The sequence below is a fragment of the Nocardia sichangensis genome, assembly GCF_047200615.1.
Classification (GTDB): Bacteria; Actinomycetota; Actinomycetes; order Mycobacteriales; family Mycobacteriaceae; genus Nocardia; species Nocardia sichangensis.
The window spans coordinates 361,153-386,204 of the sequence record NZ_JBJZOK010000001.1; the positions used below are offsets into that span (position 1 = coordinate 361,153).

34 protein-coding genes are annotated in these 25,052 nt (G+C 66.9%); 6 read left to right on the top strand and 28 right to left on the bottom strand.

The window, feature by feature from the left end; all coding sequences use genetic code 11:
* Window positions 1-177: 177 nt before the first annotated feature.
* The 14 genes from ACL03I_RS01920 to ACL03I_RS01985 all read right to left on the bottom strand — a co-directional run bounded on the left by ACL03I_RS01920 (window position 178) and on the right by ACL03I_RS01985 (window position 4,951).
* Complete coding sequence (locus ACL03I_RS01920; RefSeq protein WP_412805008.1) at window positions 178-789, bottom strand: hypothetical protein; 612 nt, start codon at window positions 787-789, stop codon at window positions 178-180.
* Between the two features lie 80 nt (window positions 790-869).
* Entirely contained in the window at window positions 870-1,469 is a 600-nt protein-coding gene (locus ACL03I_RS01925; RefSeq protein WP_412805009.1) for a WhiB family transcriptional regulator, read from the bottom strand.
* Window positions 1,469-1,756 (bottom strand): hypothetical protein, encoded by a 288-nt coding sequence (locus tag ACL03I_RS01930; RefSeq protein WP_412805010.1) that lies wholly within the window; start codon window positions 1,754-1,756, stop codon window positions 1,469-1,471. The genes ACL03I_RS01925 and ACL03I_RS01930 overlap by 1 nt, the downstream gene beginning before the upstream one ends.
* Window positions 1,756-2,130 carry a hypothetical protein gene (locus ACL03I_RS01935; RefSeq protein WP_412805011.1) on the bottom strand — a complete coding sequence of 125 codons (375 nt, stop codon included), beginning with the start codon at window positions 2,128-2,130 and terminating at the stop codon, window positions 1,756-1,758. The genes ACL03I_RS01930 and ACL03I_RS01935 overlap by 1 nt, the downstream gene beginning before the upstream one ends.
* Entirely contained in the window at window positions 2,127-2,294 is a 168-nt protein-coding gene (locus ACL03I_RS01940) for a hypothetical protein (protein WP_412805012.1), read from the bottom strand. The genes ACL03I_RS01935 and ACL03I_RS01940 overlap by 4 nt, the downstream gene beginning before the upstream one ends.
* The gene (locus tag ACL03I_RS01945) at window positions 2,291-2,530 is read right to left on the bottom strand and encodes a hypothetical protein (RefSeq protein ID WP_412805013.1); all 240 of its coding nucleotides are present in this window, start codon (window positions 2,528-2,530) and stop codon (window positions 2,291-2,293) included. Before ACL03I_RS01945 ends, ACL03I_RS01940 begins: the two co-directional genes overlap by 4 nt.
* The gene (locus ACL03I_RS01950) at window positions 2,527-3,012 is read right to left on the bottom strand and encodes a hypothetical protein (RefSeq protein ID WP_412805014.1); all 486 of its coding nucleotides are present in this window, start codon (window positions 3,010-3,012) and stop codon (window positions 2,527-2,529) included. The genes ACL03I_RS01945 and ACL03I_RS01950 overlap by 4 nt, the downstream gene beginning before the upstream one ends.
* A complete protein-coding gene (locus tag ACL03I_RS01955; protein WP_412805015.1) occupies window positions 3,009-3,593 on the bottom strand; it encodes a hypothetical protein in 585 nt (194 codons plus the stop codon). Before ACL03I_RS01955 ends, ACL03I_RS01950 begins: the two co-directional genes overlap by 4 nt.
* 121 nt (window positions 3,594-3,714) lie before the next feature.
* Window positions 3,715-3,936, bottom strand: coding sequence for a hypothetical protein (locus ACL03I_RS01960; protein WP_412805016.1), 222 nt, complete (start codon window positions 3,934-3,936; stop codon window positions 3,715-3,717).
* Window positions 3,933-4,058, bottom strand: a complete 126-nt coding sequence (locus ACL03I_RS01965) for a hypothetical protein (RefSeq protein WP_412805017.1) — start codon at window positions 4,056-4,058, stop codon at window positions 3,933-3,935. The genes ACL03I_RS01960 and ACL03I_RS01965 overlap by 4 nt, the downstream gene beginning before the upstream one ends.
* 3 nt (window positions 4,059-4,061) lie before the next feature.
* Window positions 4,062-4,214 (bottom strand): hypothetical protein, encoded by a 153-nt coding sequence (locus tag ACL03I_RS01970; RefSeq protein WP_412805018.1) that lies wholly within the window; start codon window positions 4,212-4,214, stop codon window positions 4,062-4,064.
* Window positions 4,215-4,248: 34 nt separating this feature from the next.
* Window positions 4,249-4,404, bottom strand: coding sequence for a hypothetical protein (locus ACL03I_RS01975; protein ID WP_412805019.1), 156 nt, complete (start codon window positions 4,402-4,404; stop codon window positions 4,249-4,251).
* Complete coding sequence (locus tag ACL03I_RS01980) at window positions 4,401-4,583, bottom strand: hypothetical protein (RefSeq protein WP_412805020.1); 183 nt, start codon at window positions 4,581-4,583, stop codon at window positions 4,401-4,403. The genes ACL03I_RS01975 and ACL03I_RS01980 overlap by 4 nt, the downstream gene beginning before the upstream one ends.
* Before the next feature lie 101 nt (window positions 4,584-4,684).
* Window positions 4,685-4,951 carry a helix-turn-helix transcriptional regulator gene (locus tag ACL03I_RS01985; RefSeq protein WP_412805021.1) on the bottom strand — a complete coding sequence of 89 codons (267 nt, stop codon included), beginning with the start codon at window positions 4,949-4,951 and terminating at the stop codon, window positions 4,685-4,687.
* A 273-nt stretch (window positions 4,952-5,224) separates the two neighbouring features.
* Here ACL03I_RS01985 and ACL03I_RS01990 point away from each other — a divergent pair, with 273 nt between their 5' ends.
* From ACL03I_RS01990 to ACL03I_RS02000, 3 genes are all read left to right on the top strand, one after another.
* The gene (locus ACL03I_RS01990) at window positions 5,225-5,698 is read left to right on the top strand and encodes a hypothetical protein (RefSeq protein ID WP_412805022.1); all 474 of its coding nucleotides are present in this window, start codon (window positions 5,225-5,227) and stop codon (window positions 5,696-5,698) included.
* A gap of 587 nt (window positions 5,699-6,285) precedes the next feature.
* A complete protein-coding gene (locus tag ACL03I_RS01995) occupies window positions 6,286-6,600 on the top strand; it encodes a helix-turn-helix domain-containing protein (protein WP_412805023.1) in 315 nt (104 codons plus the stop codon).
* Between the two features lie 102 nt (window positions 6,601-6,702).
* Window positions 6,703-7,371 (top strand): hypothetical protein, encoded by a 669-nt coding sequence (locus ACL03I_RS02000; protein WP_412805024.1) that lies wholly within the window; start codon window positions 6,703-6,705, stop codon window positions 7,369-7,371.
* A 1-nt stretch (window position 7,372) separates the two neighbouring features.
* Here the strand turns inward: ACL03I_RS02000 and ACL03I_RS02005 are convergent, their stop codons facing one another.
* On the bottom strand, window positions 7,373-8,707 hold the full coding sequence (locus tag ACL03I_RS02005; RefSeq protein WP_412805025.1) for a tyrosine-type recombinase/integrase: 1,335 nt from the start codon (window positions 8,705-8,707) through the stop codon (window positions 7,373-7,375).
* A gap of 280 nt (window positions 8,708-8,987) precedes the next feature.
* Here ACL03I_RS02005 and ACL03I_RS02010 point away from each other — a divergent pair, with 280 nt between their 5' ends.
* Window positions 8,988-9,689 carry a 2'-5' RNA ligase family protein gene (locus tag ACL03I_RS02010; protein WP_412805026.1) on the top strand — a complete coding sequence of 234 codons (702 nt, stop codon included), beginning with the start codon at window positions 8,988-8,990 and terminating at the stop codon, window positions 9,687-9,689.
* Window positions 9,690-9,693: 4 nt separating this feature from the next.
* Here the strand turns inward: ACL03I_RS02010 and ACL03I_RS02015 are convergent, their stop codons facing one another.
* On the bottom strand, window positions 9,694-10,947 hold the full coding sequence (locus ACL03I_RS02015; RefSeq protein WP_412805027.1) for a helix-turn-helix domain-containing protein: 1,254 nt from the start codon (window positions 10,945-10,947) through the stop codon (window positions 9,694-9,696).
* 217 nt (window positions 10,948-11,164) lie between these two features.
* Here ACL03I_RS02015 and ACL03I_RS02020 point away from each other — a divergent pair, with 217 nt between their 5' ends.
* Window positions 11,165-11,392, top strand: a complete 228-nt coding sequence (locus ACL03I_RS02020; protein ID WP_355071437.1) for a hypothetical protein — start codon at window positions 11,165-11,167, stop codon at window positions 11,390-11,392.
* Window positions 11,393-12,112: 720 nt separating this feature from the next.
* On the opposite strand, the gene ACL03I_RS02025 is transcribed toward ACL03I_RS02020, so the two are convergent.
* The 9 genes from ACL03I_RS02025 to ACL03I_RS02065 form a co-directional block, all read right to left on the bottom strand.
* Complete coding sequence (locus ACL03I_RS02025) at window positions 12,113-12,925, bottom strand: class I SAM-dependent methyltransferase (protein WP_355071435.1); 813 nt, start codon at window positions 12,923-12,925, stop codon at window positions 12,113-12,115.
* A 10-nt stretch (window positions 12,926-12,935) separates the two neighbouring features.
* Window positions 12,936-13,397, bottom strand: coding sequence for a GbsR/MarR family transcriptional regulator (locus ACL03I_RS02030; protein WP_412805028.1), 462 nt, complete (start codon window positions 13,395-13,397; stop codon window positions 12,936-12,938).
* Window positions 13,398-13,428: 31 nt separating this feature from the next.
* Window positions 13,429-14,370, bottom strand: coding sequence for an alpha/beta hydrolase (locus ACL03I_RS02035; RefSeq protein ID WP_412805029.1), 942 nt, complete (start codon window positions 14,368-14,370; stop codon window positions 13,429-13,431).
* A gap of 328 nt (window positions 14,371-14,698) precedes the next feature.
* The gene (locus tag ACL03I_RS02040; protein ID WP_412805030.1) at window positions 14,699-15,808 is read right to left on the bottom strand and encodes a methyltransferase; all 1,110 of its coding nucleotides are present in this window, start codon (window positions 15,806-15,808) and stop codon (window positions 14,699-14,701) included.
* 360 nt (window positions 15,809-16,168) lie between these two features.
* Entirely contained in the window at window positions 16,169-16,684 is a 516-nt protein-coding gene (locus ACL03I_RS02045) for a flavin reductase family protein (protein ID WP_355071427.1), read from the bottom strand.
* The gene (locus tag ACL03I_RS02050; RefSeq protein ID WP_355071426.1) at window positions 16,677-17,192 is read right to left on the bottom strand and encodes an NADPH-dependent FMN reductase; all 516 of its coding nucleotides are present in this window, start codon (window positions 17,190-17,192) and stop codon (window positions 16,677-16,679) included. The genes ACL03I_RS02045 and ACL03I_RS02050 overlap by 8 nt, the downstream gene beginning before the upstream one ends.
* A gap of 11 nt (window positions 17,193-17,203) precedes the next feature.
* Window positions 17,204-18,421, bottom strand: a complete 1,218-nt coding sequence (locus ACL03I_RS02055) for an SfnB family sulfur acquisition oxidoreductase (RefSeq protein WP_412805031.1) — start codon at window positions 18,419-18,421, stop codon at window positions 17,204-17,206.
* Entirely contained in the window at window positions 18,421-19,536 is a 1,116-nt protein-coding gene (gene sfnG / locus ACL03I_RS02060; RefSeq protein WP_355071422.1) for a dimethylsulfone monooxygenase SfnG, read from the bottom strand. Before sfnG ends, ACL03I_RS02055 begins: the two co-directional genes overlap by 1 nt.
* Before the next feature lie 127 nt (window positions 19,537-19,663).
* Window positions 19,664-21,055, bottom strand: coding sequence for a styrene monooxygenase/indole monooxygenase family protein (locus ACL03I_RS02065; RefSeq protein ID WP_355071420.1), 1,392 nt, complete (start codon window positions 21,053-21,055; stop codon window positions 19,664-19,666).
* A gap of 98 nt (window positions 21,056-21,153) precedes the next feature.
* Here ACL03I_RS02065 and ACL03I_RS02070 point away from each other — a divergent pair, with 98 nt between their 5' ends.
* Window positions 21,154-21,636: a GAF domain-containing protein gene (locus tag ACL03I_RS02070; RefSeq protein ID WP_412805032.1), complete on the top strand. Its 483-nt coding sequence runs from the start codon at window positions 21,154-21,156 to the stop codon at window positions 21,634-21,636.
* A 54-nt stretch (window positions 21,637-21,690) separates the two neighbouring features.
* Here the strand turns inward: ACL03I_RS02070 and ACL03I_RS02075 are convergent, their stop codons facing one another.
* From ACL03I_RS02075 to ACL03I_RS02085, 3 genes are all read right to left on the bottom strand, one after another.
* Window positions 21,691-22,143, bottom strand: a complete 453-nt coding sequence (locus tag ACL03I_RS02075) for a hypothetical protein (protein WP_412805033.1) — start codon at window positions 22,141-22,143, stop codon at window positions 21,691-21,693.
* A 211-nt stretch (window positions 22,144-22,354) separates the two neighbouring features.
* Window positions 22,355-23,788, bottom strand: a complete 1,434-nt coding sequence (locus tag ACL03I_RS02080) for an LLM class flavin-dependent oxidoreductase (RefSeq protein ID WP_412805034.1) — start codon at window positions 23,786-23,788, stop codon at window positions 22,355-22,357.
* Window positions 23,785-25,008: an acyl-CoA dehydrogenase family protein gene (locus ACL03I_RS02085; RefSeq protein ID WP_412805035.1), complete on the bottom strand. Its 1,224-nt coding sequence runs from the start codon at window positions 25,006-25,008 to the stop codon at window positions 23,785-23,787. The genes ACL03I_RS02080 and ACL03I_RS02085 overlap by 4 nt, the downstream gene beginning before the upstream one ends.
* Between the last annotated feature and the right edge of the window lie 44 nt (window positions 25,009-25,052).

Here is a 25,052-nt window from a genome sequence, read left to right on the forward strand (position 1 = left end):
AGGTCAGGAAGTCGGCGTAGGTCGGTTCGGCGCAGTAGCATTCGCCTTCGGGGCACCCGCGCGGGCAGCCCATCGGTTCGGCATCCTGGTAGCGGCAGTACGACGGGTGGCTGTTCCCGGTTGTGCCGCAGTCGGGGCACCGTTCGGTCGTGTCAGCGTGGAGGCTGTGCGGGTAGCTCACTGGACACCTCCAGTGATCCGATCCCACATCCGCATGGCCCAGTCGGCATCACCCATCGCGGTGTGCCGCATCTGCTCGCTGGGTGGCTCGACGCCGATGGACCGGGAGACGTCCTCGGACTTCCAGGGCAGGGGCGGCGCGAAGACCTCCTCGGTCTGCCGGTCCCAGGCGTGCAGCCATCCCATCGCCAGCGTCTCGACATCGATGAGGTGGTAGTGCCACGCCGGGGTGAGGTGCTGCTCGCGCAGCAGGTTCGCCAGCACCTCGGTGTCGAAACTGGGGACGATGCCGATGAGGTGCGCGCCGTGGGTGAAGCGGGCGATGTTGTGTGCGGCGTCGCGCGGGCGCAGGAACTCGCCGTCGTCCTTGATGCCGAAGCAGAAGTCCGGGATGGTGCCCGCGAGATACCGGCCGTAGGGGTGACGTTCGTAGAAACGACCGACCCGCAACCCGAACGGGTCCGCTGTTTCGAGGTCGATGTCGATGAAGAACTGCGTCTGATGCTGTGTCCCGTCGGGCTCGCGGCGGATCATCGCCACCTCCCAGGCCTTGCGGCCGGGGTGCACGCCGTCGGTTTCGGTGTCGAGGAAGCAGAGGGGAGCGGTCATTTCGTGAGCTGGCCTTCCAGGTTGAGGCGCCCAGCGCGGGCACGACTTCGGCGATTGCGTGGCTGTTGGACGGGTGCCGGTCACGAGGCGGCCGCCTGCGTAGGCCCGACGGCGCGGATGGCGTCCGCGTTCGCGGGTGTGACGTGGCCAGTCTTGGTGTGCCAGATGTTGCGGACGGTCGAACGGTCCAGCCCGGCCGCGTCCGCGATCGCCCGCAATGTCCACTGCGCGTCGATGAGCGTCTGCATGTGGGCGTGCACGATCCCGATCGGGGTGTGACCGCGGGCGCAGCCGCGGCAGCGCGGCGGGTCACCGGAAAGGTTGCGTTGCAGCGACTCCTGCCCGCACCGGGCGCAGACACCACGCGCGTCTGGCTTCGGCGGGGCGGGTGGCCGGTAGTTCGGGTCATACCGTGCCCGCAGCCGCTTGTTCTCCCGCTGGACGTCCATACGGTGCCCGGCCCACACGCCGTAACCGATGCCGTGGGCGACGGCGTAGATGCCGCACGCGCCGATCACCGGGCAACTGACGCAGACCGCGCGTGCGTCGGCGGCGGCGTCGCTGGCCTTACTCACCGGGAACCACAACTCCGGATCGGGGTGATCGGCGCACAGCCCGTCGTCCATCCACGCTGGTGCCATGCGGCGCAGCAGGTCCAGCATCTGAATGCTTTTGCCCATCACTGCACCCCCGCCTTGCGGTAGCAGGACTCGCACATGCCGTCGCGGCCGCGGCGCGCGTGGCCGATGAGCGCGACGTTGCTCATCGGCCGGTCGCATCGGCGGCACAACGTGGCAAGCTTGCGTGCCAATGCGCCAGTGAGACCGAGCATCTCGAGCAGCCGAGCGGCGTCCTCGGAGCCGCCGGCGTTGCGGCACACCGTGAGTGCCGCACGGTGGCGCTCCTCGGCCGTGCTCTCGCGGACCTCGCCCAATTGGTCACCGACCCGCAGTTCGGTGTCGTCCATCACCGCACCCCCAACTCGCGGTCGATCCCGCGGCGGGGATCCGGCTGGGTATCGGTGCGCACGGGCACGCCCTCGCACTCGTCGGCCGTCTCGTCGATATCGGTGTCTACCGGCGCCCGGCCGCGCGGCCCGATGTAGCGCACATAGACCACACCGCCACGAGAGACGGCGTGGAACCGGTCGGACGGCAGCGTCCTGTACTTGCCGCTGTTGACGCGGGACGGCACCACACGCGCCGACCCCGGGGCCAACTCCACAGGCCACTTACCCCACACCCGAGGCCGGTCGCGCAGCGCCTCGGCGAACTCGGCCAGCACCGACCGAGGTTTCGGTGGCGCGGGCAGTTTGTGGAAGAACTCGAACTCGTAGCTCACCGGCCGTCCACCTTCCGTGCGTCGGCTTGATCCACCGAATCGGCGGGGGGCCGCAGAACGCGGGTCAGGTAGTTGCCGACGACCATGCCGGCGAAGTACACGGCCACACCGGCGAGCGCAGCGGCGACGACGGCGATCTCGATGATGTGCGCGAGCGGGCTCATCGCGCCCCCTTCGCGATCGCGAGGCGGATCACGGCCTCGGTCAGCAGCATCGGCAGCGTCTCCGGGCGGTAGGTCTCCATGATGTAGCCGACGAGGGGCAGCGTGTGCCGCTGCGAGTCGACCGGCTGCCCGGACGGGCACGCCTTCTGGCCCGCGACCATGCCCTCGATGAGGGCGTCGAGGCTGTCTCGCACGCGGGCGTGCACCTGGTTGAACTCGACCGCGGTGTCGGTCATCGGGCCACCTCCGCCGCCGGGGCACCCAGCACGCGCACCGGCAGATCGGCGTAGATGCCGCGCCAGTCCCGCCGACCCTGCGGCGTACGCTCCGCCTCGACCAGGCCGAGCTCGGCCGCGCACTGCTCGGCGGCAGCAGAGTCGGAGTCACGCCGGTAGGCGCGGGGCATCCCGACGAACTTGCCGCCGATGCGATTCCAGAACAGCCCCGGATACGTCGCCTGCAACTGGGCGAACGCGGCATCGCCCGCGCGCCCGTGCGGGCGCAGCTCTGTGATCAGCTGTTCGATGTCCTCGGGCAGGTAGCGCAGTGACCCGACCTGCTCTGTGCGGTCCAGGATTCGACGCAGCCGCGCCATCAGGTAGTCGATGTCCTGAGCGGTGTCGTCAGTGACCGGGTCGAGGTAGCCGTTACCGATTTCACGCCGGACGCGCATCCACTCCGGCTCTTCGGCCTGCGTGGTGGTGTTGATGGTCGTCACTCAGCCACCACCTCGAGCAGCTGCTCGCCGGTGGCGCGGGCGGGCACCTGGACGTCGGGCGCGTGCGCGGCGAGCATCGTGAGGTCGGCACGCACCTGGTCGAGGGACTCGGCGACGTAGCCCAGGTAGGCGACGATCGCGCGGGCTCGGGCGGCGAGCTGTGGCAGCCCAGCGAATTCGATGTCACGCGCCAGCTCAGCCAGGGCCGCAGCAGGGATCACGTTGTTCGGTACCTCAGTGGGTGCCATGGGGGCGCTCGCGCGCTGCGCGTAATCGAGGTCGTGCAGCGGACGCCCGCCGTCGACCACGACGTCCTGCGGCTGCTGCGCATGCGCGGCATCCTCTGTGCGTGGCGCCGATTCGAATTCGAGGACGCGCCCGCATTCGAACGACCCGGCCACCGGCGCGGTCGCGTACTCGGTCAGCACCCCCAGCTGTGCGCGGGCCTGGTCGAGGTGGTCCGCGCAGGCGTACACCACCCGGTCCAGCGACCCATGCAAGCGTCCATCGCGCGCGCTGTAGCCCTCCAGTCGGTGCACTGGTGGCGTCTCGCACTTCACGAACTGCCTGGATGTCGTCATCTTGTATGCTTCCCTTCGTTGTCTCGGGATGCGCCCGTCGAGTTACCGGCTCGACGGGCGCTGTGGGGTAACCGGTTTGGCGTGACGCCGGACCAGCGGGCTACCTCGCCGCTGGTCCGGGTCACGATCCCCCTGGAATCGGGGGACGATTCCTGTCCAGCAGCTGCTGCCACTGGGTGAACTGGACGGCGAGCTCCGCGAACGATGCGACGAGATCCACGACAGCGGCAGCGTCCGCGCAGTCCTGTGCGGTCAGGGTCGGTGTGTTGATGGCGCGGTCGAACAGCTCGGAGATGTGGGCGTCTATGCGGGCGGCGCGTTCGCCGGGTGTATGCGCAGTCACAGCGGCAAGCCCACCGTGACCAGCAGGAACACCAGGACTCCGAGCAGCAGCACGGCGCCGACACGGGCGAGGTCGGCCAGCAGGCCGAGCCAGCTTTCCGGTTGAGGGACATGCGGATTCACGACTCACTCCTTGCGTAGGGCGGCGATGGTGAGGGCGATGAGCCCGGAAGCGCCGAGCGCGCCGAGCAGGATGATTGCGATCAGTCCGCTCACCGCGACCTCCGCGACCAGGCGCGCCGCGCGAGTGGAGTCACTGCGGCGAGCACTGGTGCCCACACCGCGACGAACACGGCGGCCGTCTGCCACGCGCTCACCGGGCACCGCCGACCTGAGGGCGGCGGAGCACGCGGCGGCGGGCGGCGACCAGGCGTGCGTCGTTGTCGTTGTCGCCGGTCAGCAAGCCCTCGGCCTGCAGCTGCTCATAGATCGAATCGAGTTCTCGGGTACGGGTTTGGGCGCCGCTCATCGCGTCCCCCACGCGGGCAGCGAGTTGATGTACCGGTCCAACGAATCCCGCATGAACAGGTTCTTCGTGCCCTCCTTGCGGACCACGAGCACCTCGTCGCGCACCAGATCGTTGAGCTTGGTCTTCGACAGACCGGTGTAGGCCATCGCTCCCGCGAGATCGAACGCGATCGGCCGCACGTCGACCGTGGCCTCCAGGGGCGGCTGTTCAATTGTTGCGTTCGGGCGTACGGCAGCGTTTGCCGCACTTGCACGCAAGCCAGGCCTGATTTGGTTAGCCTTCACGACACCGCTCGGCATTCGCTGCGCGCATCGGTTGACACTTCAGGCAAGGCTAAATCCTCATGGGCGGTGAACAGTTCCTCCCATGGCACATCCAGCCGCGCGGCAATCGAGATCGCGAGATCTTCGGTCACCGTCTTCATCCGACCGGTCTCAAGCGCGTAGATCGTTGTATGCGACCGCCTGACCAGCATTCCAAGCTCTCGCTGGGTGTAGCGCTTCTGCTTCCTCCACCTTCGCAAGGCGGCCGGATCCTTGATCCGCATCCAGTAGTTCCTCTTTCTTCCGACGCGTCGGTTTCTTCTCGCTATCGCCATCCTGCTTCTCCGTTTGCCAAGCTGTCAACCGATGCACATGACACTAATCACCGGCTTGCCAAGCTGTCAACTGTCATTTATGCCGGTAGATGTGGGATCATTGGGGCGGAAGGTTGCCAACCACTAACCAGCCGACTACTTATGCAACAAAGCACGCCTTGAGGAGACTCACACCCCGTGACCACATTGCGTGACCTACTCCAGTCCGCCGTCGACCGCGGCATGTCCACGCGTGCGATGGAGGCGGAGGTCGAAAAGGCAGCGCGGACATCGGGCGTCGATATGCGGTTGAATCGCGGCACCGCGTCGCTAATCCTCAGCGGCAAGTACAAGTCGAAGCCGTCGGACTCGACTATCCGGGCAATCGCCCACCTCGCCGGCGTCCCCGAGTACAGGGCATTCGAAGCGGCCCAACGCCCACAGCCGACAAACCCGTTCCGAGACGAGCTCCCCGAGGGTGTCGATCACCTATCCCCTAAGCGGCGGCGCGTAGCGCTCGAAGTGCTGCGCGCCCTCGTCGAGGCGGAAGAGTTGGAGCATCGACTCGCCGCGGTGCCGGAGGACGATGTACCGATGTCGGACGTCTATATGCCGGACGGGGCGCTGAATCCGGACAAGCTGCGATTCGTCAGGACCAGCGACGCCCGCCGAGCGGGACTGCTCGAGCATCTACAGTCAGGCGAGCAGGAGCGGTAGGTCACGTCCGTATACCATCCGAATTTCGGATGGAACTGCCAGCCGTCCCGAGTTGCCATACCGCGCGTGCGCACCTGCACTGCTGCCGATAGCAGCCACTCACGGGCGGGGCCACCGAGCCCACAGCACGGCACGACCTCGATCCGCTGGTCCAGTCGCACGCCGATCGATCCGACGAGGTACCAGCAACCGCATGTGACCATCTCGCCATAGGGTGCGATCACGCGGATTCCGAGCAGCGCGGCCAATTGCTCTGCGCCCGTGAATAGCTCGGGCGATTCCCCGTTCACAACCCCTGCGCTTCATAGTTCTGGAACGATCGCCGAGCCCACACTGGCCACCCCTTGGGTTCATGCGCGGCGGCAGGTCTTCCCTTCGAGATGGCCGGTCGGGGCGCGTTATTCGGATAGGTTCCCGCGTGTGCCCTAGAGCACGTACGCTTGATCTGAAACATAACTCCCAAACGGGAGTACTGCAAGGTATGGTTCGACAATCCAGGTTTGGACCGTCGACCAGGGGGGAACGCTGTTCCGCTCTGTCACCAGACGTGGATGCATCGATGGAGCTCCCGAGCTTAGGGTGAGGTCATGGCGCTGGCACGACGGGGAGAGCTGAACTGGGCGCTATCGCGCGAGATATTTACTCGCCGCGAGGAGCTCGGCCTGTCTCAAAAGGAGACGGCGAGCCGGGCCGGGATGAGATACAACGTGTATCAGCGGCTCGAGTATGACGAGCGGGCCATGACCGTGGAGCAGCTCGCCGCCATCGCGGATGCGCTGGAAACAACGGGCGACGAGATCTACAAGGCCGCGAAAGGGCGGGTCGACCGCGGCGAGGTCCCCACTTTCTCCGAGCGCGCAGCCGAGAAGCTGGACGCCGCGATCGGCTACCGCCGAAAGTAGTGTAACTTTGAGCGATCGGCCAGCTATATCGGACATATGGGCGTTAACCTGTCGATTGTGCTCGCCGCGATCGTCCTGACACTTGTTCTAGCTATGCTGGCTGTGGCTTCGTTTCGGTTCATCTTCGCGTGGTCCGATAGACGGTCGCGCGCACTGACTCTCGCGCTGGCCGCATCTCTGCTCGGAGTGGCCAGCGCGCGACCGGTGTTCGACGGGCCGGTGGACTCGGCGCTCGCCGGGGTGTTCGGCGAGAACATAAGCGATCTGGTCCATGTGCTGTTCCTGGTCGCACGGAACTGGCTGGTCGGCCTGATAGCCTTGCGCCCCTTCGGCTACCAACGCGCGTGGACGACGTTCATGGGGGCTGTCGCTCTCGCGATGATCGTGACATCCCGCGCCGGAGACGCCCGTCGCTACCCGGTGTCGGACGAATGGGAGCTGCACGACGCACTCAGCGTCATCTACAGCGTGTTGTACGCCCTGACGGTCGGCGCGACCTCCGCGCTCGTCGTCGCGGCCGCGGTGGTGGCGCTCCAGTCGCGGCGCGGCATCCGGCGGGCGCCGATGATCGCCCTCGCCGCAGTCGGCGTCATCGGAATCACCTACGCCATCACCACGATCGCGCTGCTGATCGCCGCGCCCGGAGTGCTGAGCGACTACGCAGGGGTCATAGTGACGGCATGGAGCCTGCCACTGAACGCGGCCCTGGCCGTGGCCGGCCTCTACGGCCTCGGTAGACCGCGCACCGAACTGGCCGCGACGGCGGCGTGATTCAGGACTGGCCAGGCACGATCACCTCCGGTAGCAGCAAGCGCGAGAACTCGCCCATCCCCGCCCGGGCGCGGCCGAGGTCCACCTTCCGGTAGATCCGGTTCGCGGTGACGGTCGACTGGCCGAGGATCTTCATACGGTCGGCCTCGGGGATCTCGAGGAGGTTGTTCGCGGTGTGCCGACCTCCGTGGCCAGGGATGATCGGAACCTCGGCCGCGGACTGAGCGTCCTCCCAGAGCTCGGCGTCGGCAGCGAACTGGATCGGCTTACCAGCCGCTGAGGTCCACACCAGCCCGTATTCGTTGGGCTTGCGGTTCTCGAGGTAGACCTGCAGGATCGCTGCCAGTTCGGGCGCCATAGGTATCAGGTAGCTCGTGCGGGTCTTCAGCCGCACCAATGCGGAACCGAAGTACAGCGGCCGGATCTCGTACCCCTTCGGCACGTCGTAGCGGTCTGGGTCGTCGCTGTACTTCATGCCCTCCTTGAGCGGCAGCCACTGCAGCTGCCAACTCTTGTCGATGGTGAGGTTCTCGAAGTCGATGCGGTCCTCTTCGAGCCCGAGCAGCTCGCCGCGGCGCATCGCAGTGAGGTAGCGCGCAGCGATCAGTGACGTGTACGGGTTCTTCCGTTGCATGGCTGTGGCGAGCACCTTGCGCGCCTGTTCGGCCGTGTGATGGGGGATCTCGGCGCTCACCGCCTTCGGCCGGGCGACGAACTTCGCGACATTCTCCCGCACCAGCGGCGGGCGTTCTTTCAGCGCGGCGTCCAGGCCCTGGCTCATGCGGTCGTAGGCAACTTGGATCGTCCGGGACTTCCATTTCGGAACGGTTTGCACCTCGGACTGTCCATCGTCATCCTCGACGAGGATTTCCTTTGTCGCGGTGGTGCAGTACTCGACCAGGAACCGGATGTGCAATGGCTTGAGCTTGTTCATCCGGATGTGGCCGATGGACGGGATGATCTGCTGGCGGATCGTCGCTCGGTAGGACTTCCATACGTTCGGCGCGAGCTCGGATTTCTTGTGCTCGAGCCATTGCAGCATCCACGTCTCGACGGTGATGCCTTTCTGTAGCTGTTCCAGGCCCTGAGCGATCTCGAATTTCAGTTCCTCGAGCTTTTCGATCGCCTTGCCCTTGTCGGCACTGGAGATCTGCGAGCGGTAGCGCTTCGGGTCGAGGTCGTCGGGTATCTCGACGCGGCCGATCCAGATGCCGTCGGCGCGCTGGAACAGTGCGCCGGTGCCCTTGGTCCGGCGGCGCCGTTTTCCGGGCGTGCGGAATTTCTCGCGCTCGTTCCTTGCCATGCCGATCACCCCGTGCTCCACTGAACGGACCATGGGTACGCACCTGCATTTGCTCACAGCAGACTGGTACGTCAGAACCATTCTGACCGTAGCTGTACCCTATCCCTGTACCCTATGCTCTGGTATCGTACGGTATCGCAGCAACAGCCAAAGCGGTTACCAGCAGCGGATTTACAACAATAGCCCAGGTCGATATCATTGGGGCATCTGCTTCCCAAGCAGACAGCGCGGGTTCGATTCCCGTCATCGGCTCCACGCGAAACCCGCCCTGACCAGGGCGGGTTTTCCCTTTGACTAGCGAACGAGTAATCGTGTGGTTCCTGCCAAACGCCCATTCCCGTTGCTGCAGCCGGCATCGACGTCCGATGCGGCGGCCATTCGCACCAACGACTGGACGGCGTTTCGGCAACTGGAGAACTTGCACGACCACTGGACTCTGAAGTCATGGGCGCCCGGCCGGTCCGGCTACTACTGGTATCTCACTTTCGACGATCCCGCGCTGACCGATCTCGCCGAGCGGTGTCAGAAGACCCTCGCCGACGGTGGGATCGACCTGGTGCCCCTCGATGCTCTGCACATGACTCTGCTGAGCGTCGGCAAGGTAGGCGAAGTATCGGATGAACAACTCGCGGGTATCGCGGAGACCGCACGTGCACGACTCGCCGATATCGCACCGTTCGACCTCGAGGTAGGACCGCTCACCGGATCATCGAGTGCGCTGCGATTCTCTGTCGCCCCGTGGCACAACCTACTCACGTTGCACCACGCGCTTCGTGCGGCGACCGCCGCACACCGGCCCACGAGTCGCCTCGCCGAGACGACCGACTTTCGGCCACACATCGGAATCGGCTACCTCAACAGACCCCGGCACTCTGCGGCGCTGATCACCGAAGTCGCCGCGCTGCGGGATCTGCCGCCGGTCACCGTGCGCGTCAGCAAGGTCGACCTGGTCGAGCTGCGCCGCGACGGCCGCCGGTATCGCTGGACCGACCACGCCGTGCTCCCGCTCGGCTGAGCGGTTACCCCTCCGGCGCGGAGAACTCCCGCGCGGATGACGACCACGCCCGCAGCGAACCGAGGTACTCGTCCGAACCACGCGCGCGGATCGCTCCGATAATCGCTCCGAGCTCGTGCGCCCGCTGCCAGACCGAGCGAATCGGGCGATCGCTGGACGTGTTGAGCGCCTCGACTCCGAGGTACGCGGCCCGCTCGACATCGCGGCAACCGGCGCCGAGCATCGCTGCCGCCATGTCGAGACGCACCAGAGATCGGCTCCATACCGAGTCCGAGTCGGCGACTCGATCCTCGACCTGCTGGCCGTACCCGAGACAGCGCTCGTACTCACCTGCCGAAAGGAATGCGGTGGCAGCGTTTGCCATGATCCGCGCCTCGCCGTAGGGAGCGAAAGTGAGAGCGGGCGTGAGGCCGGGGCCGGTATCGAGCGCGGAAGCCGTGGTGGTCGCAGCGGCGATCGCGGCCGCGACGCCGGTCGAGTCGCCCACCTTTCCGAGAGCGCGAGCCAGCCCGTTCGAGTACAGGCGGATGGATTGCGGCCCACCGTCTGCCAAGTCCAGCCCCTCGTAGGCCGCCCGGACCGCCGCCGCGTAGTCGCCTTGGTAGTAGGCACAGAAGCTCTCGGTGCCTTTCACCCATGCCTGTAGATCGGTGTCGCCGAGCAATTGGCCGATAGCGAACGCCTCGCGGCAGTACATCCGGGCGTGCCCGAAACGTCCGCGGTTGACCGCCATGTACCCGAGCACGCCCGACAGTCGGCCGGCGATGGAGTAGAGCGCACGAAGCTGCGCAGGGTGTCGACGCTGCCCGAGCATCGCCTCGACCTGGTGACGTGCTGTGATCACTTCGGGTGCCAGCCGGCGCGGCCCTTCAAATTCGTAGCGGTGTACGACGTCGTCGACTGCCAGCATCAGGATGTCGAGAACGTTGTCGTCCGTGTCTATTTCGGTCAAAGCCTGGACCCGCTGTGCGATATCGGTGGGATTCTCGAAAGTGTCGGCGACCGTGCGCATGCTTGCGGAGCGCGGCCCCGGCATGAGCGCGGCTTCGAACCGCGCCCGCTCAGAATCGGTTAGCCGATCGAGCATGGTGTCCATCGCTGCGGCGTATCTGCCTGACAGCTCTATAGTTTCGCGCCGCGTCTCCCACTTGCGTACCGCTGCAACAGTGAAGCCGATGATCTCGGCGAACTCCGGCTGGCTGACACGCAACGCCGCAGTGCGTAGAGCACGAACCTCGACCCCCGTCCACTTGGTCACGATCATCTGATCTGCCCATCTGTGTGTTCGTCCGTGAACGTCAGCGTAGGTCTTCCGTAGTAGTCGCGTGGCTTCAATAGCCGGTATTTCCGCTGGAAAGTACCGGTAGGCGCCCGACGCCGGGTGATGCCGGTCCGTCGGCGGCACCGTACCGCCAGCCGACGGCGAGAGCCCCGGCGCCGGGTGCACACCAACCACATCGACCAGCGAGGACGGTATGACCGCGAAGGACGATTCCCCTGATCTCACCGCCGTGCGCGCCGCCTTCTCCGCCGACGATGCTGCCAAGCTCGCCATCGCAAGGACCGAGGGACCCCTGTGGATGGCTGTGGATAAACCGCAGACCTGGGTATTCGTCGACGAGAACGGTACGCAAGGCGATGAGTTCAGAATCGCAGGCCCGGTTTTCGGAACACCGGAGCTCTACCAGGGGGATGCCGAATGAACGGGTGGATCACTTTCGCGATCGGTATCGGCGCCGCGCTCCTGGTGATGGCCCCCGCAGTCGCGGCCTCGCTGTGGTGGCAGGTTCCCCCGGATCACGACACCATGGAGGGGCGTGTCGCCGCACCCCGCACAGGCGACAGATCATGGGCTGTGGGTTGCCTGGCCGATACCCCCGACGTCGCAGAGGCGCACATGATGATGCAGCGGCACCGAAGCTGCGATATCACCGCATGCCGCCGGAAGCAGGCAGCCTGGCAAACACTCATCGATACGGGCAGAATCCGGCCGGACGCCTCGCGGCAAAGATAGGCACCATCAGTCGAGTGGCCCATGGTTGAGACGAATCGCGAGTAGCCCCTCCGTCATGTGCCACTCAACGAAGTGCCGGGCGGTTACCGCCGCTGGGGGTGGTGTGGGTTACAGGCAGTGGCAGGCGCCGCTGGACAGGGCGTGCACGAGGCAGGCCAGAGACTGGGCGTCGCTCGAGCCCGAGGAGACGCCGACAGGAGTCGCCTGAGTGCCGACGGGAGCCGGTTGCGGGCTCGACATGGGCTTCAGAGGTAATCCGCTGGATGTAACCGTGGCGTTCGCCCAACCTGCACGTGCTGCAAGAGAGATTGCAACGGCGGCGATGACTTTCAACGTCGTGCGGACCACCACATCACCGGCCTCTACGGTGGTGGTTGAGGATGGGGTGACGGCGCGATGCCTCGAGACACTAGAAGGCGTATCGGAGTATTCGGTTGGCTTGCCGAGACAGTCCTGAGCTGAGGGCTATGGCGCGGGTTACCGCGCGTAACGGTTGTGGGAATAGGTCGACTTCGCCGGCGCGGGTGAGAAGTTGTTCTTCGATCAGTGTCAGGCGGGCGCCCCAGGTTTCGGGTTCGTGGGCGTCGTCGAATCCTTGGGCGGCGCTGATGCCGAGGGCCTTGATCGACGGGTGGTATTTCATGGCCCAGGCGGCGAAACGGGTGTAGCCGTTGAGGGCGAGCTCACCGGTCGGGAAGTGTGTGGTCGCCTCGCGGATCAGGGTGTGGAACGTGTCGCCGGGCAGGAAAGGCAGCAGGCCCTCGGCGACGATCATGGCTGGTCGATCGGCGGGCAGCTGCTGAGTCCAGCCCGGCTGGGTGAGATCGACGCCCAGCGGATGGGGGCTGTGCGGAAGCAACTGTCGGCGCAGTTCGATGACCTCAGGGTAATCGACGTCGTACCAGTCGACATCGGCGGGTGGATCGCATCGGAGCATGCGGGTGTCCAGGCCGCAGCCGAGATCGAGTACCACCGCATTTCGGTGCATGGCGGTGAACGCGCGTACCGCGTCGTCGAGTTTTTTCGCGCGTAGCGCCGTTCCGCAGATGAGGCTGGGTTTCAGCTCGAGTTCGGTGAAGTCGTAGTCGATCCGGTCGGCCAGCTCGGCCTGGTGGGTGTCGCCCAGGATCGGGGTGCGGGTGGTCGCGTCCAGTGCTCGGGCTTGCAGGGTGAGGAGCAGGGTTTCCTGAATCGGGTCGAGGTCGGGTCGGATTCGGAGCACGATCGGTCCTTCAGGTGGTGGTGTCCGTGTGTCGGGCGGCGATGTCGCGCAGCCAGGTCAATGCCTGCTGAGCGGCCCGGATGCGTTCGGTGAGAGCGGGATCGGTGCCGCCGACCAAGGAGAGTCCGTCCTCGGCGATGTCGCCGAAGGCGCCCAGGCCGGCGATTTTGCGATGGATGACCTTCTCCCAGGCGTCGTCCTCGATGCGGTAGTAGGCGGTGCGGTCACCGGGGATCCGCACCTTGCGGACGAGGCCGATGGTGGTCAGCAGGCGCATGTTGGAGGTCAGCGAGGCGCGGCTGGCGTGGATCGCCTCGGCGATCTGGCCGGCGGATTGCTCCGGCGGATCGCAGATCATCAGTAGGCCGAGGATTCGCCCGGTGATGGGGGGCAGTGCCCATTCCTCGACGCAGAAGGTAGCGACTCGCTCCACCCACTCCAGCGTGGCGCGCTGTCGATCCGGTTCCGGCATGCTGTGTCCTCCTGCGCTGTACTCGGCTCGATTACTGTGGCATAGCGGTCACCGACTCCCGGGTCGGCTCCGGGGTGGGAGCGACAAGGCGGGTCCGGCGCAGGTGCCGGTCGAACCACTCGACGGCCAGAGCCATGGCCTCCTCCAGCCCGGGACCGGTGTAGAGACCGAGCACGTCGTAAGGCAGGATCTCGAGTCGTTTCGGCTCGCCGGCCTTGGCGAAGGCGCTCTGCGCCTCCTCGAGCATGTGGTATGGGTCCCAGCCGCCGTTGGCGATCATCAGCAGCGGGGTCGGCGCCAGGCGATGAATGAGGTCCTCCGGCGCAAAGGTCAGCAGACGTTCGGCGGAGTCGAGGGTCTTCTCGTTCCGGTAGTTCGGGAACATCTCGGCGGCGAGATCCGGTGCGCTCTCGACGTTTTCCCCCCGCAGCGTCAGGTGCGGCACCCGAGCACTGTCGTGGCCGACATATCGGCGCTCCCAGTCCTCGTCCAACCGGTCCCGCAGCGCGGCTACGCCCTCCCTGCCGAGCAGCCGCTCCAGATATCGCCATCCGTTCCACACGCTCGGGCTCTGCACCACAACACATTTCACGCGCCGGTCCAATACCGCGGCCTGCGTCGCCACCGAGCCCCCGATGCTGACACCCCAGAGTCCGATCCGATTCGGGTCCGCCTCCGGGCGGGTTTGCAGATACGACACCGCGCTACGAAAATCTTCCGTCTGTCGCTGCGGGTAGTCCTGGCCGCGAGGTTGCCCCGCGCTGGCCCCGACCGTGCGATAGTCGATCGCCAGTACCGCGAACCCCGCCCGCACGAAATACGGTGCGAACACTCGCAACGCCTCTTTCACCATCACCCCTGAGTGCCCCAGCACCAGACCGGGGACCGGACCGTCCGCCGCGGGCAAATACAGATCACCAGCACACGCGGTGCCAAGGCTGTTGAACGTCACTTGCTCGATATGGAGATCCATCAAAGCTCCCGTCGTTGCTAGTCATTTCAGTCTTCACTGAAACGACTAGCAATGTCAACTTCGCCCCCGAAACCCGTTGCCGATGCGATCATTACGCCGTGGGCTGCCGCCGAACGAACGACCTATGAGGCGCGCGGTGGTATCCGACGCACCAGCGGATGCGTTGCGCCGATCGCCGACTCCGTGGACCCGTCGGGACCCGGCGCCGCAGACCTCGACCACCGAGGCATCGTGTCGTCGCCCCTCCCTCGACCACCACCGAAAGTGAGCCGGAGCCGACTATCCGACGGTCTCGGATGACGGGGGTAACCACTCCGTGATGTGCCACTCAACGAGGTGCCAGGCGGTAGAGGGAAGTCGTTTCGCGGGTGCGGGCGTGGTGGAGTGGAGAGGTGGGGTTGTGGGCTCGGTGGTGGGTGGGGCGGGTCGTCAGTTGGGCGGTGATGTGGAGGCCTGCGGTTGTGATGCGGTCGAGGAGTTCGTCGTGGGGGCGCAGGCCTAAGTGTTCGGGGAGGTCGGAGAGGATCAGCCAGCCTTCGCCGCCGGGGCGCAAGTGGGCACGGAGGCCGGAGAGGAAGGTGTACAGCATGGACGAGTTCTCGTCGTATACGCCGCTTTCCAGGATCGAGGTAGGTGTGCCGGGGAGCCAGGGGGGATTGCACACCACCAGGTCGGCCTTGCCGTCCGGGAAGAGAGCCGGGCCTTGCACGGCGATGGATGACAGGCCCAGTCGGTCGAGGTTGGCGCGGGCACAGGTCAGCGCACGGGAACTCTTGTCGGTGGCTGTGATTCGAGTGCAACCGCGGCGGGCCAGAACGGCGGCGAGCACGCCGGTGCCCGTGCCGAGATCGAAGGCTGTCTCGGTCCGCGCGGGTAGCGGCGCGGTTGCTACCAGATCGATGTACTCGCCCCGGACCGGGGAGAACACACCGTAGTGCGGATGAATGCGGTCGCCGAGCGCGGGCACGTACACACCCTTCTCTCGCCACTGCGCCGCCCCCAGCACGCCGAGCAACTCGGTGAGCGCGACCACCGTACGCCCCCGCGCCGCGCCGTACGCTTCGGTGCAGGCGCGCCGCACATCGGGAGCGCGACGCAACGCCAGCGAATAGTCGTCTTCCAGCAGCACGAGCAACTTGCCGAGCACTTCCGCGCGCCGCCGACGAGACGCGCGATACCGGCGGAACGCCTCGGCCGGATCGTCGCCCAGCGAAACCTTCCGCTCGACCCGCCGACCCATCGCCCGCAGCAACTGCCGCGCATTGTGGAAATCACCGCGCCACAGCAGGCCGGTCCCCGCTCGCGCCATTCGGCAAGCCGCTTCGGCAGTCGTCCAGTCGTTCACCACCACGAGGGAATCGGGTGGTGGCGCGCCATTCTCGGAATGCCAACGGGCGCTCGGGCAGGTGTTGTCCTCGGTCCAGGAAACGGTGGACACCGCGTACTCCTCGTGTACGAACGTGCAAAGGGCACGAAGAGCACCTCGACGCGGAGACGCGAAATCGCCTGTGCTGCTATCGCACAGGGGCCATCAGGTCGCCTGTTTACGCCCGCGCCGAAGTGCGCGGGAAATCACCGAGAACCATCCCGAGCGACATAGCCGGACCTTTCCGTAGGAGACGCCTGAGTCTCCCACAGCGCCGCCGGTACAGCCCAACCATGGGCCGTGAGAGGTCGTCCGGTCGCTTCGACCGGCAACTTGCGTCACGCAGTTTGATGTCAGGTCTTGCAAGGACGCCGTCGCGTCCCCTGCACGACCGGACGGACCCCGCCGCGTTCTGGCGAGTGAACCAGCCCCTCAGGCCGCCCCGTTCGCCGATTCCGCGTGCAGTCGGCGGAACTTGCTGCCGTGGAAAACGAGCGGGTCCACGTCGGTGCGGGTGGCGATGCGGTGGATGCGGAGGATGACCACCGCGTGGTCGCCTGCCGGGACGTGCGCTTCCTGGACGCCCTCGATCCAGGCGGACGCGCCATCGATGAACACGGCGTCGCCGGAACCGCGGTGCAGCTGGATATCGCGGAAGCGATCGCCGTCGCGGGTGCCGAGCGAGCGGGCGGCGGCCTGCTGGTCGGTGCCGAGCAGGCTGAGACCGAGGTGGCTCGCGGCGGCGAGCTTGGGCCAGGTGGCCGACGAGTTCTGCACGCAGAACGAGACCAGGGGCGGATCGAGCGAGACGGGCACGAACGTGCTCACCGCCAGACCGTGCGGGGTTCCGTCGATTTCGGCGCACACGGCGACGACGCCGCTGGGGAAGTTGGCGAACGCGCGACGCAGACCGGCTCCGTCGGCGGGGAATTCGAACAGGTCATGCATGATTCGCAGCTTTCGAGCTGTGGGCCAGTGCCTGGGCGACCGAACGCCACCGACCACTGTACCGGTCGATGACGCCGTCCTCGGCGAATGTGCGATCGGACAGGTAGAGCCCGGGCAACGCGGCGGTGGCCCCGATTTCGACGAGCACGGGCTTGAGCAGCAGGTCGGGCGCGAGAGCGTGGGCCGGTCCCGCGCCGAGCATCACCGGGACCGCGAGCACGCCTTCCAGGCCGGTCCCGCCCTCGAACTGTTCGAGGAACAGCTTGAGCAGACCGGTGTAGGTCGCCTTGAAGGTGGGGCTGGCGAAGACGACGAGCTCCGAGCCCGCCACGGTGCGCACCGCCTCGGCTACGGCCGGGTCACCCCAGCTGAGCAGCGCGGGACCGAACTCGACCAGGTCGATCACGGTGGGCTCCACCTCAGGTCGCAGCCCCCTCGCGACCAGGGTGGCCGCGGTGAGCGTGCGTGAGGCGGGTTTCGGATTTCCGACGACGACAGTGACTGCCATTTCGTCTCCTTTCAGATCACACCGTGGAGCGGTGGCGCGGCGTCGTGCAGCAGGGCCCTGCCGATGTGCTGGTATTTCCAGCGCACCGGATCGTGCAGGGTGTGCGTGCGCGCGTTGCGCCAGAAGTGGTGCAGATTGAGATCCGCCGCCGCGCTGCGCGTTCCGCCGACCTCGAACAGTGCGGCGGACACGTCGTTGGCGGCGCGGTCGGCGAGTATCTTGGCGGTCGCTACGGCCAGCGACGACTGGGCGATGTTCGCGGCGCTCGGATCGATCCGGATAGCCGCGTCCAATGCCCATCCGGCCGACGAGAGCGTCGCCTCGGCGGCGGTCACCGCGACGGACAATTCACCGAAGCGCTGGATCAACAGGGGGTCGTCCACCGCGTTCGCCACCCCCGCCTCGAACCACGGACGACTCTTCGTGCGCACGAATTCCGTTGCCGCGGTGAGGGCGCCTCGGGCGATGCCGGTGTCGATGGCGGCGTGCAGCAACTGGGCGAACGCGCCATAGCCGGTGGGTGCGCGCACCGCGCCGGAGCGGGGAATCACCTGGTCACGATCGACGAGCACACCGTCGAACGACACCGTTCCGCTACCGGTGGTGCGCTGCCCGATCCCGTTCCAGTCGTCCACGACGCGCACGCCGGGAGTGTTGGCGGGCAGGTAGACGATGTACTCCCCGGGTTCGAGACCGCTGCGCCCCTCCGGGTCGTCCAGCCGGGTCAGCACCGCGAACAGATCGGCGAACAGCGAGCCGGTGCAGTAGTACTTCGCGCCGTCCACCCGGAATCGATCATCGACCGGCCGCAAGGTGGTTGCGATGTCGGCGACGGTCGCGCCGCCGCGCTCGGACTGCGCGTTGGCGATGCGCCCGCCGTCGAGCACCCGCCCGAAGTACCGCTCCTGCTGCTGGGCCGTACCCGCGAGCCGGAGCAGGTTCACATACACGAAGTGGCTGTGCGGGATCTGCGCGATGTTGGGGTCGGCCGTGGCGAGAATCCGCGTCACTTCCGCGACCGCGCTGGGCGGCAGATCCGCGCCGCCGTGCGCGGCGGGGACGGTGATCGCGAGCAGACCGCTGGCCGCCAGCCGATCGACCTCCGCGTACGGCAGCGCGCGCTCCCGGTCGCGTTCGGCGGCTCCCGGCGCGAAGTCCGCCGCGAGCCGCTGTGCGACCGCGAACGCTTGTGCCGCCGACAGGATGCGATCGGCGGCGACCGCGGTCATCAGTTCACCGCCGCGACGGGCCGCTGCGCGGCTTCCAGCTCACGCACCAGCGGGAGCACCTTCGCGCCGAAGTACTCGATCTCCTCCTGGAAGTGCAGGAAGCCGCCGAGAATCAGGTCGACGCCGAGCTGCTTGTAGGCGACGATCCGCTCGGCCACCTGCTCCGGCGTGCCGATCAGCTGGGTGCGGAAACCGTCGTTGTACTGCACCAGGTCCTCGAACGTGGAATCGGCCCACATGCCCTTGCGGTCCTTGGTGGACGCGCCCGCCTGCTGCACCGCGTCGCGGAAGCCTTCCACCGCGGGCTTGTTCGCCTTCTCGACGATCTCGCGCAGGGTGTCGCGAGCTTCCCGCTCGGTATCACGGGCGATGATGAAGCCGTTGAGCCCGAATCTCACCTCGCGGTCGTGGGCGCGGGCGACGGCGCGCAGGTCGTCGAGTTGCTCGGTGACGCCGTCGAAGTCCTTGCCGTTGGAGAAGTACCAGTCGGCGTAGCGGCCGCCGTTGCGCCGTGCGGCGGTCGAGTTGCCGCCCTGGAAGAGTTCGGGATTCGGCCGCTCCGGGGTGTTCAGCGGCTTCGGCTTCAGGGTGAAGTCCCGGATGCGGTAGAAGTCGCCGCCGTAGTTCACGTTGTCCTCGGTCCAGATCTTGCGGATCACCTCGAGGAATTCGGCGCTGCGCCGGTAGCGCTCGTCGTGCTCGAGCCACGGCTCGCCGAGCGCGGTGAATTCACCGGCGAACCAGCCGGACACGACGTTGATGGCGAACCGGCCATTCGACAAGTGGTCGGCGGTGGCGCCGAACTTGGCCAGTACCGCCGGATGCCACAGCCCGGGATGCACGGCCGCGATGACCTTCAGCCGCTCGGTCGCGCCGAGCAGCGCGAGACTGAACGAGGTCGATTCGTGCTGGTACTCCGCGCCGTAGGAGGCGGTGTAGCGCACCTGGGACAGCGCGTAATCGAAGCCGTTGTTCTCGGCGGTCTGCGCGAGCTTCTTGTTGTACTCGAAATCCCAGCTGGTGCGTTGTTCGATATCGCTGGTGACCAGTCCCCCGCTGACGTTGGGCACCCAGTAGGCGAACCGGATCTGCTCGGCGATCTGCTCCGTGGTCATAGCTGCTCCATGGTTATCGGGGGTAGCCGTCGGATCGGAGGCCGGACGCCACGCGTGCGTCCGGCGCTCCTTCCACTCCAGCACCGGCCCCCGGTCGGGACGAGGTTTTGAATCTGCGCGATTCGGATCAGGCGTCGGCGAGCGCGGGCGAGTAGCTCGACCTGGCGAACTTGCCCGCGGGCGCGAACCGGCCCAGTAGTGCGGCGGCGTCCTCGCCGGTGACCCGCGTGATGAACTCGTTGACCGCTTCCGGCGAGTCGACCGGCAGGAACGGCTGCGGCCGGTGCAGCAGGCCGACCAGCGCCGAAGCGAACGCCGGGTCGACGGCCGCCGCGGCGAAGAACGCGTTGCCGACCTCGGCCAGTTCGGGATCGCTGAGGAACAGCCTGGTCACCTTGTTCGCCGCATCCGCGCGCGCGGCGAGGAACGCGGCGTACTGCCGCGCGATCCACGCCTCGTCGAATGGTCCTTCGTGCACGGCGGCCGCCGCGACCAGCCGCTGCGCCTGGATCAGGCCGCTCTGCGCGCCCTGCCCGGCGATCGGATCGTAGGCGATGGCGGTGTCACCCAGCGCGGCGACCACGTGGCCCCCCGCGGTGCGCCCGACCCCCGACCGCACGACCGGGCGCACCGCGCCCTTCAGCCACGAGTGCGGATCCTCGGGGATGGTCTCGGTGGCCAGCACCTCCGGCAGGTCCCACTCGATGTAGTCGCGGTAGAGGTCCTGCACGATCCGGTGCGCCGACTCGGCGGAGTCGGCCCCGGCGAATCGCTTCTCCCAGTCACTGCCGGGCCGCGCCCAGCCGAGGAAGGCCCAGCTCGGCCCCGCGTCCTTGTGCAGGTACGGGCCCCACCAGCCCTCGCCTTGGTCGGCGAGGATGGAGAAGCCGCTGTGCGCGCCGCCCGCCACGCTGCGATGCGCGAAAACATCTTCGTCGTGGCCGATCCCGGTGACGACGACGGTGAGCAAGGACCGCTGCGGCGCGTCGTAGGGCGTGCGCTGCGCGTCGACGGGGAACAGGTCCGACAGCCCGCCGCGGCCGGTCGCGACCAGGGTGAGGTCGTTGGCGGCGGCGATACCGTCGAGCGTCTCCGGCGTCACTTGCTCGACCGCGAACCGGCCGCCGCGCTCCAGGAACGCGGTGAGCCGCTCGTCGGCCTTGAGCCGGGTGTCCACCGCGACGCCGACGTATCCGTCGAAATGGCCGTCGAATTGGATCAATTCGGGACGATCGGGGCCAGGTCCGGCGATGCGTACGCTCAAGCCGGTGTGCCGGGGCGCCCGCGCGGTGTAGCTGTCCAATCCGAGCGCGGCCTCGGCCTGCTGGGTCTCGCCGAATTCCAGCGCGGTGCCGGTGGCGGGCACGTCGTCGCGTAATGCGCGCTGATCGCGCTCACTGTAAAGGGTGACGTCGAAACCGGCGTCGAGAAGTCCTAGCGCCGCAGTGACGCCGGTCTGTCCGGCGCCGATTACCGCGGCCGAACGAGTGGAACGGGATACGGGTTGCTGCGAAGTCATGCAGGGATGATGCGATGGGCGCGCGGTGCTCGCAGAGTGTTGCGATCACCGAGAATCAATAAGCAGACAGCGAATTCGCAGCGCGTACCATTCGGGCCATGTCGTTTGTCGTCGCCGACCTGACCGGAGACCGCACCGAGCAGTACCGCCAGCTCGTCGCCCAAGCCGAAGCGCTGGTCGCGGGCGAGACCGACCGCATCGCCAACGCCGCCAATCTCGCCGCATTGGTATTCCACGCCCTACCCGATGTGAATTGGGTGGGTTTCTATTTCTACGACGGTCGGGAACTGGTGGTCGGCCCGTTCCAGGGCAAACCCGCGTGTGTGCGCATCGCGCTGGGAAAAGGCGTCTGTGGCACGGCGGCGCAAACCAGAACCACTCAGCTCGTGCCCGACGTGCACGCATTCGAGGGGCACATCGCGTGCGACGCCGATACACGTTCGGAAATTGTCGTACCGCTGGTCCGGGACGATGCGCTGATCGGGGTATTCGACCTCGACAGTCCGCGGCCTGGGCGGTTCGACGAAGTCGACCGCGCAGGGTTGGAATCCATAGCCGAAATCTTCTTGACCGCAAACTGATTGCCTTCAATCGCAACGTATGCGACTCGTCGTCGACAGGCGGGTGCCGCGGTCCTACTTTCGGTCGAATCTGGGATACACCCAAGCCAATTGCGGCAGCAACTGCCCCTCCGCCGCACCCACTGCGACGAAACAGCCGTCGGCCGGCTGCGCAGCGCGCATTGTGCAGCCGTGGGCAGAAGCCTCGATACCTGGATAGTTGACATCGTCGATCGTGACAGCCGACGTGGTAGCACTGACTCTCCGCATCACGTCTCGTAGGCTTATCGCCAAGACGTCGTCACCGCGATGCAACCGGGAGACAAGTCCGCTCAACGATTCCGCAGCGAACAGCGGCAGCCGTTCCGATTCTGCCGGTAGCCCTTGCCGGAGAGAGGTCCCTGCAGCATATGTGACGGCATTGATTACGGGGTTTGTCGACTTGACAGTAGCCAGATCGGCAAAACCATCCCAGCACCGGGTTTCCAGAGTGAACTCAAAGGGCAGAACGGCAATCGGAATGCCCATCGCGGTCGCGATAGCTTCAGGATCAACGGACCTCGGAGGCAGAGGTGCCGGGTCATTCGACATTTGCATGCGCTTCTCCGTCCGGAAGTGATACGTCCGAGCAGACCCCGGACCCGCCTGGCGTCGGCGGACGTACGGCACCACGTAGACCACAATAGGCCTCAGTCGACCGACGCCACCGGAAGCAGGGTGGCGTGACGCCGTCCGGAAATCAGGTACTCGCCTCGACCGTCACCCCCGGACGCGAGACCGTATCCGGCAGAGCCGTCGATCCCGCACCGCCCAGGCGGTAGCTCGCGCCCCGATGATCCGCGGGCAATCGATCACCCGCGCCGAACAGTGCGTTGCGTAGCGTGCCCGGCGTGTATTCCGGTGTGTACGCGCCTCTGGCGGTCAGTACCGGGACGACGTGCCGGACGATGTCTTCGAACGTTCCCGGTGTGATCGCGTAGGCCAGGTTGAAGCCGTCCAGGTCGGTTTCGGCGGCCCATTCCTGGAGCAGGTCGGCGACCGTCTCCCCGGAACCGACGAAGACCGGGCCCATGCCGCCGATGCCGGCCCACTTGCCGATGTCGCGGACGGTCCATTCCCGCCCGTCGTCGTCGAATTCCTGGAACGCCGCCACCGCCGACTGGATCGCGTTGCTTTCGACTTGGCCGATCGGGTCGTCGAGGTCGTAGCGGGACAGATCGATGCCCATCCAGCCGGACATGAACACCAAGCCGCCCTCGACACTGGCGTAGGACAGGTACTCCTCGTGCTTGCGCCGCGCCGCCTCGTCGGTCGCGTCGGTGATGATCGTCGCGAGCGCGTAGATGCGCGCGGCGTCACGGGCGCGGCCTGCCGCCGCCAGCGCGTCCCTGATCCGGGAAACCGTCTGCGCGAGCACTCGTTTCGACGGACCGGCGATGAAGATGGCCTCGGCGTTCTCGGCCGCGAAACGCACCCCGCGCGGAGACGCGCCCGCCTGGTAGATCACCGGCGTGCGTTGCGGCGACGGCTCCGACAGGTGGATGCCCGGCACGGTGTAGTGCGTGCCGCGATGACCGATGTGGTGCACCTTGGCCGGGTCCACGTAGACGCCCGCGGTCGCGTCGCGGACCACCGCGTCGTCCTCCCACGAGCCTTCCCACAGCTTGTACAGCACCTCGAGGTATTCATCGGCCTGGTTGTAGCGCTCGTCGTGGGCGAGCTGGTCGGCCGCGCCGAAATTGCGTGCGGCCGAGGGCAGGTAGCCGGTCACCACATTCCAGCCCAGCCTGCCGTTGGTGAGATGGTCGAGCGTGGACAGCCGCCGCGCGAACGGGTACGGGTGCTCGAATCCGGTGCCAGTGGTGATGCCGAACCCGAGATGCTCGGTCACCGCCGCCATGGCGGAGACCAGCAGCAGCGGGTCGGCAACCGGGATCTGCGCGCCTTGGCGCAGCGCGGCGATGTCGTTGCCGCCGTATACGTCGTATGTGCCCAGGACGTCGGCGATGAAGATGCCGTCGAAGCGGCCGCGTTCGAGCAGCTTCGCCAGCTCCGTCCAGTAGCCCAGCTCCTTGTAGCGGTGCGATTGGTCGTCGGGATGCCGCCACAGCCCCGGGGACTGGTGGGCGACGCAGTTCATGTCGAATGCGTTGAACCGGATCCGGCGGGTCACTGCGCGGCTCCTCCGGCCGGTGTACGCTCGCCCGCGCTCCAGGCGAACGGCAGATCGGCGCCGTTGAGCAGGTGATCGCCGATCGCCCGCGCCTTCTGGATCGCCGGGTTGTGCACCGAGATGGTGCGGGCGTTACGCCAGTGCCGATCCAGCCGCAGCTGTTCGGAAACGACGGATGCGCCACCCACTTCGAACAGCAGCGATGTGGCGGGCAGCACCAGATCGATGACGGCGAGCTGGGCCCGGGCCGCCGCGAGTTCGGCGGCCACCACCGCGCTCTCGTCCTTCGCGCCGCCCGCCAGCACTCCGTCGAGCACGTCGGCGACGGCGAGCACACTGGCCTCGGCCGCGAACGCGGCCGCCGATAGCCGCCCGATCACCTGTTGCACCAGCGGATCGTGCCGCGGCAGGTCGGCGGCGGAGTGTGTGTAGCCGCGGGTACGCGCCGCGACCCACTCCCGGATGTCACGCTCGGCGCGCTTGGCGATGCCCGCCAGCACAGCGAGCTGGACCAGTTGCAGGTAGGAGGTCGCGTAGGTCGGCCCGGGCGCGCCGTAGCCGGGACCGAGGATTCGGTCTTCGGGTACCGCTACGTTGGTGAATTCCGTTGTCCCACTGGCCGTCAGCCGCTGGCCGAAGCCGTCCCAGTCGTCGTGCTGACGCACTCCCTCGGCGTTCGCGTCCACCAGCACCCCGACGCGCTCACCGTTCCGGTCGGCGGCGGCCAGAATGTAGTCCGCGTACAGCGATCCCGTGCTGTAGTACTTGACACCATTGAGCAGCCAGCGCCCGCCGTCCTCGGTCAGCGTGGTGCGGTAGCGGTCCACCGCGCCGACACCTGGTTCGGTGATCGCGTTGCCCACCAGCGTGCCTTCGGCCACCGCGCGCAGCCACCGCTCCCGCTCGGACCCTTGCTCCGCAAGGAGTTGATCCTCGACGAACGAGAAGTGCACTCGCAGCGCTTGCGGCAGATTCGATTCCGCGGCGGCGAGTTCGATGAGCAACCGGAACAGCTGCCGGACGGTGACGCCGTAGCCGCCGAACTCGACAGGAACGCGCAGCGCGCCGAATTTCGCCGCGCGCAGCAGTCCGACCTCGTCGTAAGGAAGCGTGCGATCGATTTCTCGCGTCACGGCGCCCTGGGCGATCCGGTCGAAGATCGGGCCGAAGATCGCATCCAGTTCGGAATCGGTAGTGGATTTCGCCTCGGTGGTCGTCATCAGCCCACCATCGCGCACCCCGCGCGGTCGCTCACGGGTTGCGC